Origin of the sequence: Allobosea sp. (assembly GCF_036675845.1) — a bacterium.
GTDB lineage: Bacteria > Pseudomonadota > Alphaproteobacteria > Rhizobiales > Beijerinckiaceae > Allobosea.
Genome location: NZ_JAKFED010000084.1, coordinates 1 through 6,570, shown reverse-complemented (window position 1 = coordinate 6,570; position 6,570 = coordinate 1). Strand labels below are relative to the sequence as shown.

Genomic DNA, 6,570 nt, shown 5'->3' with positions numbered 1-6,570 from the left:
GCCGGCGCCGCTGCCGGTGCCGCGCCCGCGTCTCGAGCCCGCTGTGCCGGCCGCCGCCCGCGCCTATGCCGCGGTGCCGTCGACCACCCCGATCGCCCCGCCGCGTCCGATCGCGGCCAGCGCCGGCGGCCAGCCGCTGCAGCTTTCCGGCATGCGCCCGGTCGCCGCGACGACGACGCCCTCGGCCATGCGCTGGTCGATCGGCGCGCCCGCCGCCGACGGCAAGGTCCTGCGCCCGCCGGCCAATGTCGACGTCACCTCCTCGATCGCCAAGCTGGCCGAGCCGGAGCCCGCTCCCCGGGCCGAGGAAGCCGAGCCCGAGTCCAGGAAGATCCAGGAGAAGATCCAGGCGCGCCTGCCCGAGCCGGCGCCGCCGGCCAGGATCGAAAGCGCCAGCCAGAGCGCCAGGGCGAGCGAGCCCAGGCCGGCCGACCGCCCCGCCGAGAAGGTCGCTTCCGCCTCGAAATGGGTGATCCAGCTCGGCGCCACCGATGACGAGTCCAAGGCCAGGGATATCCTCGCCAGGGCCCGCGCCAAGGCCTCGGTCTCGCTCGCGGACGCCTCGCCCTTCACCGAGAAGGTCGAGAAGGGCGGCACCACGCTGTTCCGCGCCCGCTTCGCCGGCTTCGAGGGTCCGAAGGATGCCGAGAAGACCTGCGCCCAGCTCAAGCGCGGCGGCTTCGCCTGCTTCGCGACCCGCGGCTGACCGGATCAGGAAGGGACTTCAGCCATGTTTCTTCAGCAAGGTATCCTTGGCCTGATTGACGCGGGCAGCAAGGCCGCTGGTACCGCCGGCGTCAGGATGGATGCGTTTCATCAGACCCCGATGGGCCTCGCGAACCGCCTCCTCCCCCGCTCCCGGCTGAAGCCCCAGGATCTCGTAGGCCTCCTGATCCGACATCGCGCCCGTGCCCGGCGCGCCGCCCTGCCCCGTATTGCGGTGACGATCAGCGTCTTCACGCCAGCCGGGCGCCCGGCGGTCGAGATAAGCCTCTAGCAGCCGCGCTCCGTCGGGGTCCCCGGCGAGGCATTCGCGCATCAGCGCGCCGAGCTCGGCAAGGCTGAGCTCGTCGAGATCGCGGCCGGCGAAGGCGCCGGCCTGCACCTTTCCGGTGACGCCGCCGCTGTCATGGTCGAGCTCCATCGCGAGCAGGATGGACGCCACCTTGGAGCGGCCTGCGGATTTCGTCCCGCCCCAGTCCCTGGCCCATTCCGGCATCTTGAGGCCGCCCGGCCCATAGGCGCTCCAGCCGAGCAGCCAGGCGCCGAGCCCGCCGAGAAAGATCGCCATGTCGAGGCGGCCGCGCAGCATGAGCAGCGCGGCGAAGCCGAGCGCCGCCGTGCCGCCGACGGCCTTGCCGAGCTTGACCAGCTTCTTCGGATCGGCGCCGGCGAAGAGCTTTGAAAAATACCAGATCAGGATAACGGCCCCGAGGCCGTAGAGAAGCATCACGGCTTGCGGCCCTCCATCGCCGTGAGCAGCCCTTTTGCCGCCGGGCTGCCGCCGGCAAGCCGCAGCAGCGCCTCGCGGCCGCCGCTGGCATAGGCCGCGGCGCCGCGCAGCAGCTCCAGCAGCGAGTTCGGCGCGTTGACGTCGAAGCGCGCATGCGCCCCGCCGGTCAGCCGGGCGATCTCGGCGAAGGCCGCGCTCGCGGCCGGGTCGCCCCCCTCCTGGAAGATGAAGCCGCGCACGCCGCGCAGCCCGAGTTCGCCGGCAAGCGCGCAAAGCCGGTCGACCTCCTCCTCCATCGCATCGCCGACATAGACGAAGGCGCGGATCGGCACGCGCCGCTCCTCGTCGCGGATATGCACGAGCACCCGGCTGATCTGGGTCTGTCCGCCCTGGCAGGCGATGGCGTTCATCAGCCCGGTCAGCCGCCGCGGCTCGCCGATCCAGCCGGAGGCGCGGCACTCCGCCAGGCCACGGAAATAGACGAGCTGAACGGCAAGCCCGCCGGTCGTATCGGCGACCTCGAACATCCTGCCCTGCAGCGAGCAGGCGAGGTCCCAGGTCGGCTGCCGGCTCATCGTGGCGTCGAGCGCGAAGACCAGCCGGCCGGCCTGGCCGGTGGCGAGCGGGGCGAGCTGCTTCGCCGCGCCGAGGAAGCGGTCGATCTCGCCCGGGCGCGACGCTTCCCGGCCGACATTCGCCGGTCTCGCCTCGGCGGCTTTCCCCACTGCCTTCTTGTCGTCGTCCGCCATGCGCTCCACCGAATTTACCCTTGCCCGAGATATTGGCCATGCGGCCGGCATTTGCTACCCGTCCCGCGCCCGAGCATGGTCCGTGACAACGGGAATCGTGCCGGCCGGAGGAAAGCCATGGCTGAGGTTGCGGTGTTCGAGACGGTGCGGGACATGCGCGCCGCCGTGGCCGGCTGGCACGCCGCCGGCGAGAAGGTCGCGCTGGTGCCGACCATGGGGGCGCTGCACGAGGGCCATATCGCGCTGGTGAGCGAGGCGCAGAAGCATGCGCGGCGCGTCATCGTCTCGATCTTCGTCAACCCGACCCAGTTCGCCCCGCATGAGGACTTCAAGAAGTATCCGCGCACCTTCGACAGCGACCGCGCCAAGCTCGCGCAGGTCGGTGCCGACGCGATCTTCTTCCCGCCGGTCGAGGAGATGTACCCGCCGGGCTTCGCCAGCCGCATCCTGCTGCTCGGGCCTGCCGCCGTCGGCCTCGACGACCGCTTCCGACCGACGCATTTCGAAGGCGTGGCAACGGTTTGCTGCAAGCTCTTCACCCAGAGCCGGGCCGATCTCGCGGTCTTCGGCGAGAAGGACTACCAGCAGCTCAAGGTGGTGGCGCGCATGGCCGCCGATCTCGATCTCGGCATCGAGATCGTACCGCTGGCAACGGTGCGCGAGGCCGACGGGCTCGCGCTGTCATCGCGCAACCGCTACCTCTCCGCCGAGGAACGGGCGCTCGCCCCCCTGCTCCACCGCGTCATGCAGGCGCTGGCGGCGCGGCTGCGCAACCGCGACGACCTCTTCCGCGCCGTCGGCGAAGCCCAGAGCGAGATCATCACCGCCGGCTTCGAGCTCGACTATCTCGAGGCCCGCCATGCGCAGACGCTGGCGCCGGTGACCTCACTGGCCGACGGGCCGATCCGGATTCTGGTGGCGGCGCGGCTCGGCGGCACACGGCTGATCGACAATATCGCCGTGTGAGGCCAGGCCGGATCCGGGCAGGCGCCTCACTGGGGAGGCGCCGCGCGGAGCGCTCAATTCGGGCAGACGTCCCAAAAACCCTGCGTGCGCTGCGGGTTGGTATAGTACCAGCAATAGCCGGGCGCCGGCGCCTGCGAGGTCGCGTAGGCCGTGGCCGCCGCTGCCGTGGCGAAGCCGATTGCCGCCCCGGAGGCGACGGCCATCCCCGGATGCCACCAGTAGGAACCCGGGCGCGTCCAGGCGGGCCCGACCGGCCGATAGCCGGGGCGCACGACGGCGGCGCCGCTTCTGCCTGCAACGACATTGCCTCTTGGGCCGCGGGCGACATAGCCCCTGCCGGCGACGGCACCTCTCGGCCCGCGGGCGGCATAACCCCGTCCGGCGATGGCACCGCCCCTCGGCCCGACTGCCGCGCCGCGCCGGCCCCCGCCGCGATACTGGGCCATTTCGACGAGCTCGGGCGCGGCGAATGTCGCGGCCGGAGCGAGCGGCATCGCCGCCGAAGCCTGATAGGGCCCGACGAGGCAAGCGAACAGGGCTGCTGACAGGATGCGAATCGGCTTCATGGGCGTTGCTCCCCTAGGTTGAAACCACGGATCACTTTTCGGTAGCTCGAAACCCAGAAGACTCCCGCGTCCCGTAGGAGTCAAACGCCATGGGCCTTCGAGGCGAGCCGTGGAAGCAGCGCCGCCTTGCGCTCACAGCAAGCCGAGCTGCGCCAGTTCCCGCCGCATCTCCTCCGGCATCACGCCGAGATCGCCGCTGCGGCCGTCGATGTCGCGGGGAGCGTCCTTGTCCTGCAGATAGCGCCAGCCCTGGAACGGCCGGAACGGCCGCGGCTCGACCGGCACCAGCACCGGCTCCATCACCAGATGGCAGCGGCCGATGCCGTCCTTGTCGGTGAAGGGGCGGATCGCGGTCAGGCGCTGGCGCGCCGAGACCTGGCCCTTGATCACCCAATAGAGCGAGCCGCCCGCGACGATCTCCTCGACGCGCTTGGGCACCATGCGGGTGGTGTGGAGCTGTTCCTCCGGCTCGCCGGCACGGCGGCGCTGCGCCATGCGCTCGGCGATCCAGCCTTCCAGATCGCTGATCGATTCGGCGCCGACGCAGAGTTTGAGCAGATGGAGCGGCATGGCCGGCAACCTACCGCGCCGGAGCCCGCCGGGCCAGCCGCAGCGGCCTTTCTCCACAGCCGCCCATAGCTGCGATGTGCTGCACTCCCTCGGAAACACCTCGTCATCCCGGGCTTGCCCCGGGATCCATCGTAGAGCGCCGGAGCCTTACGATGGATCCCGGAGCTGCGCCGCTTCGCGGCTTGTCCGGGATGACGAAGCGGTTCCGCGAAAATTCGGCGTGGTCTAGCCGCGATGCACCAGGATGTTGACCAGCTTGCCGAACGGATCGCGCACGAAGAAGCGCCGCACGCCCCAATCCTCGTCGACGGGGCCGTATTCCACCGCGATCCCGGCAGCGAGGACGCGCTTGTGGACCATGTCGAGATCGTCGACCTCGATCGACAGGTCCGGCACCGGCGCGCCGCCGCCGCCCTGGCGGGCGAAGCTGATCTGCGGCGCCGCAGCGCCCTCGGCCGCGAAGGTGACGATCCAGCCATGATCCATCACCCGCTTCAGGCCGAGGATCTCGCCATAGAATTGGCGCGCCCGGTCGGGATCCTCGGTTGCAATATTCGCCACGATCCGATTCACGATCATACCGACCTCCCTCACGCGCGCTCGGAGCTTCCCCATGCGAGGACTTGCAGGCAAGGCCATTCTCGTCACCGGCAGTTCGACCGGCATCGGCTATGCCATGGCCGAGCGGTTGGTCGCCGAGGGCGCCAAGGTGCTGGTCAATGGCCGCGACCAGGCCGAGGTCGCCGCCGCCTGCGCCAGGCTCGGGGCCGCCTGCCATGGCGCGAGCGGCGATCTCGCGGAACCGGCGACGGCGCAGGCGCTGGTCGATGCGACGCGAAAAGCCTTCGGCCGCATCGACGGGCTGGTCAACAATGCCGGCATCTATCCGCGCGGCGCCATCGGCGAGACCACCGCCTCGTTCTTCGACCATGTCTTCGCCATCAACACCCGCGCGCCGCTGCTCTGCGCCGAGGCGGCGATCCGCGCCTTCCGCCTGCAGAAATCCGGCGGCACCATCGTCACGGTCGGCTCGATCAACGCGCTCTGCGGCCAGGCCGACCTCACGGTCTACTCGATGTCGAAGGGCGCGCTGACCACGATGACGCGCAATCTCGCCGATGCGCTGGGCAGCGAGCGCATCCGCGTCAACCAGCTCAATGTCGGCTGGACCTTCACCGCCAACGAGGACGCGACGCAGCAGCGCGAGGGCCGCAAACCCGGCTGGGAGCAGGATGTCTCCGCGATCTTCGCGCCGACCGGCCGGCTGATGCAGCCCGAGGAGATCGCCGCCCATGCCGCCTTCTGGCTCTCGGACGACAGCGCCCCGGTCTCCGGGCAGATCTACGAGGCGGAGCAGTATCCCCTGATCGGCCGCAACCGCTCGCAGACGAGCTGAGGGGTGAAGGCAGAGGGCGGCGAATTCGCCCCCTGGCTGGCGCGCTGGGGGCTCACCCCCGACGGCGCGCCGATCCGGACGCATGGCAGCCGCCTGCTGCCGGTCAGGCGCGGCAGCGAGCCTGCCATGCTGAAGCTGCCGGACGGCGACGATGAGCGCTTCGGCTATCGCCTGCTCGAATACTGGAACGGCGACGGCGCCGCGCGCCTGCTCGCCTGCGACGAGGCCGGCGACGCCATCCTGATCGAACGCGCCACGGGCGCACGCTCGCTCTCGGCCATGGCCCGCAGCAGCGCCGCTGCCGACGACGCGGCCACCGCGATCCTCTGCGAGGCGATCGGGCGATTGCACCAGCCGCGCGGCCCCGCCCCCGCCGGGCTGGTGCCGCTCGAAACTTGGTTCGCGGAGCTCTTCCCGATGGCGGCCAAGCAAGGCGGCATCCTGGCGCGCTCGGCCGAAGCCGCGACCGAATTGCTGGCGGCGCAGCGCGAGATCGTGCCGCTGCATGCCGATCTGCACCACGACAATGTCCTCGATTTCGAGGCGCGCGGCTGGCTCGCCATCGACCCGAAGCGCACCATCGGCGACCGCGCCTTCGAGTACACCATCCTGTTCTGCGATCCCGATTTGGCCGATCCGAACCCGCCGGTCGCGACCCTGCCCGGCTGTTTCGAGCGCCGGCTCGAGATCGTGCTGGCGAAGTCGGGGCTGGAGCGGCGCAGGTTGCTGAGCTGGATCCTGGCCTGGTGCGGCCTGTCGGCGGCCTGGTTCCTTGGCGACGGCGATCCGCTGGCGAAGATCAATTTTGCCGTGGCGGAGCGGGCGATCGCGGCGCTGGATGCGGGCTAGTCGGGCAGGCGCGGGGAACCC

The 6,570-nt window shown here is 70.6% G+C and carries 9 protein-coding genes; 4 read left to right on the top strand and 5 right to left on the bottom strand.

The window, feature by feature from the left end; translation table 11 throughout:
• Positions 1–706 (top strand): SPOR domain-containing protein (locus V6M56_RS09305; protein ID WP_332683102.1); only part of this gene is annotated, 706 nt, incomplete at its 5' end.
• An 18-nt stretch (positions 707–724) separates the two neighbouring features.
• On the opposite strand, the gene V6M56_RS09300 is transcribed toward V6M56_RS09305, so the two are convergent.
• Both V6M56_RS09300 and V6M56_RS09295 read right to left on the bottom strand, forming a co-directional pair.
• Positions 725–1,450, bottom strand: a complete 726-nt coding sequence (locus tag V6M56_RS09300) for a J domain-containing protein (protein ID WP_332683103.1) — start codon at positions 1,448–1,450, stop codon at positions 725–727.
• Complete coding sequence (locus V6M56_RS09295; protein ID WP_332683101.1) at positions 1,450–2,202, bottom strand: VWA domain-containing protein; 753 nt, start codon at positions 2,200–2,202, stop codon at positions 1,450–1,452. The genes V6M56_RS09300 and V6M56_RS09295 overlap by 1 nt, the downstream gene beginning before the upstream one ends.
• Before the next feature lie 117 nt (positions 2,203–2,319).
• On the opposite strand from V6M56_RS09295, the gene panC reads away from it, so the two are divergent.
• Positions 2,320–3,168, top strand: a complete 849-nt coding sequence (gene panC / locus V6M56_RS09290; RefSeq protein WP_332683099.1) for a pantoate--beta-alanine ligase — start codon at positions 2,320–2,322, stop codon at positions 3,166–3,168.
• A gap of 53 nt (positions 3,169–3,221) precedes the next feature.
• Here the strand turns inward: panC and V6M56_RS09285 are convergent, their stop codons facing one another.
• The 3 genes from V6M56_RS09285 to V6M56_RS09275 form a co-directional block, all read right to left on the bottom strand.
• Positions 3,222–3,734 (bottom strand): hypothetical protein, encoded by a 513-nt coding sequence (locus V6M56_RS09285; protein WP_332683098.1) that lies wholly within the window; start codon positions 3,732–3,734, stop codon positions 3,222–3,224.
• 132 nt (positions 3,735–3,866) lie between these two features.
• Positions 3,867–4,304, bottom strand: coding sequence for a DUF1489 family protein (locus tag V6M56_RS09280; protein ID WP_332683097.1), 438 nt, complete (start codon positions 4,302–4,304; stop codon positions 3,867–3,869).
• Positions 4,305–4,529: 225 nt separating this feature from the next.
• Positions 4,530–4,883, bottom strand: a complete 354-nt coding sequence (locus V6M56_RS09275; protein ID WP_332683095.1) for a VOC family protein — start codon at positions 4,881–4,883, stop codon at positions 4,530–4,532.
• A 34-nt stretch (positions 4,884–4,917) separates the two neighbouring features.
• Between V6M56_RS09275 and V6M56_RS09270 the strand changes: the two genes are divergently transcribed.
• A complete protein-coding gene (locus V6M56_RS09270; RefSeq protein ID WP_332683094.1) occupies positions 4,918–5,700 on the top strand; it encodes an SDR family NAD(P)-dependent oxidoreductase in 783 nt (260 codons plus the stop codon).
• Positions 5,701–5,703: 3 nt separating this feature from the next.
• Positions 5,704–6,549: an aminoglycoside phosphotransferase family protein gene (locus V6M56_RS09265; protein ID WP_332683092.1), complete on the top strand. Its 846-nt coding sequence runs from the start codon at positions 5,704–5,706 to the stop codon at positions 6,547–6,549.
• Positions 6,550–6,570 lie beyond the last annotated feature (21 nt).

Coding starts and splice junctions, on each gene's coding strand:
- V6M56_RS09285 (WP_332683098.1), bottom strand. CDS start 3,734: ATGAAGCCGATTCGCATCCTGTCAGCAGCCCTGTTCGCTTGCCTCGTC.
- V6M56_RS09280 (WP_332683097.1), bottom strand. CDS start 4,304: ATGCCGCTCCATCTGCTCAAACTCTGCGTCGGCGCCGAATCGATCAGC.
- V6M56_RS09275 (WP_332683095.1), bottom strand. CDS start 4,883: ATGATCGTGAATCGGATCGTGGCGAATATTGCAACCGAGGATCCCGAC.
- V6M56_RS09300 (WP_332683103.1), bottom strand. CDS start 1,450: ATGCTTCTCTACGGCCTCGGGGCCGTTATCCTGATCTGGTATTTTTCA.
- V6M56_RS09270 (WP_332683094.1), top strand. CDS start 4,918: ATGCGAGGACTTGCAGGCAAGGCCATTCTCGTCACCGGCAGTTCGACC.
- panC (WP_332683099.1), top strand. CDS start 2,320: ATGGCTGAGGTTGCGGTGTTCGAGACGGTGCGGGACATGCGCGCCGCC.
- V6M56_RS09295 (WP_332683101.1), bottom strand. CDS start 2,202: ATGGCGGACGACGACAAGAAGGCAGTGGGGAAAGCCGCCGAGGCGAGA.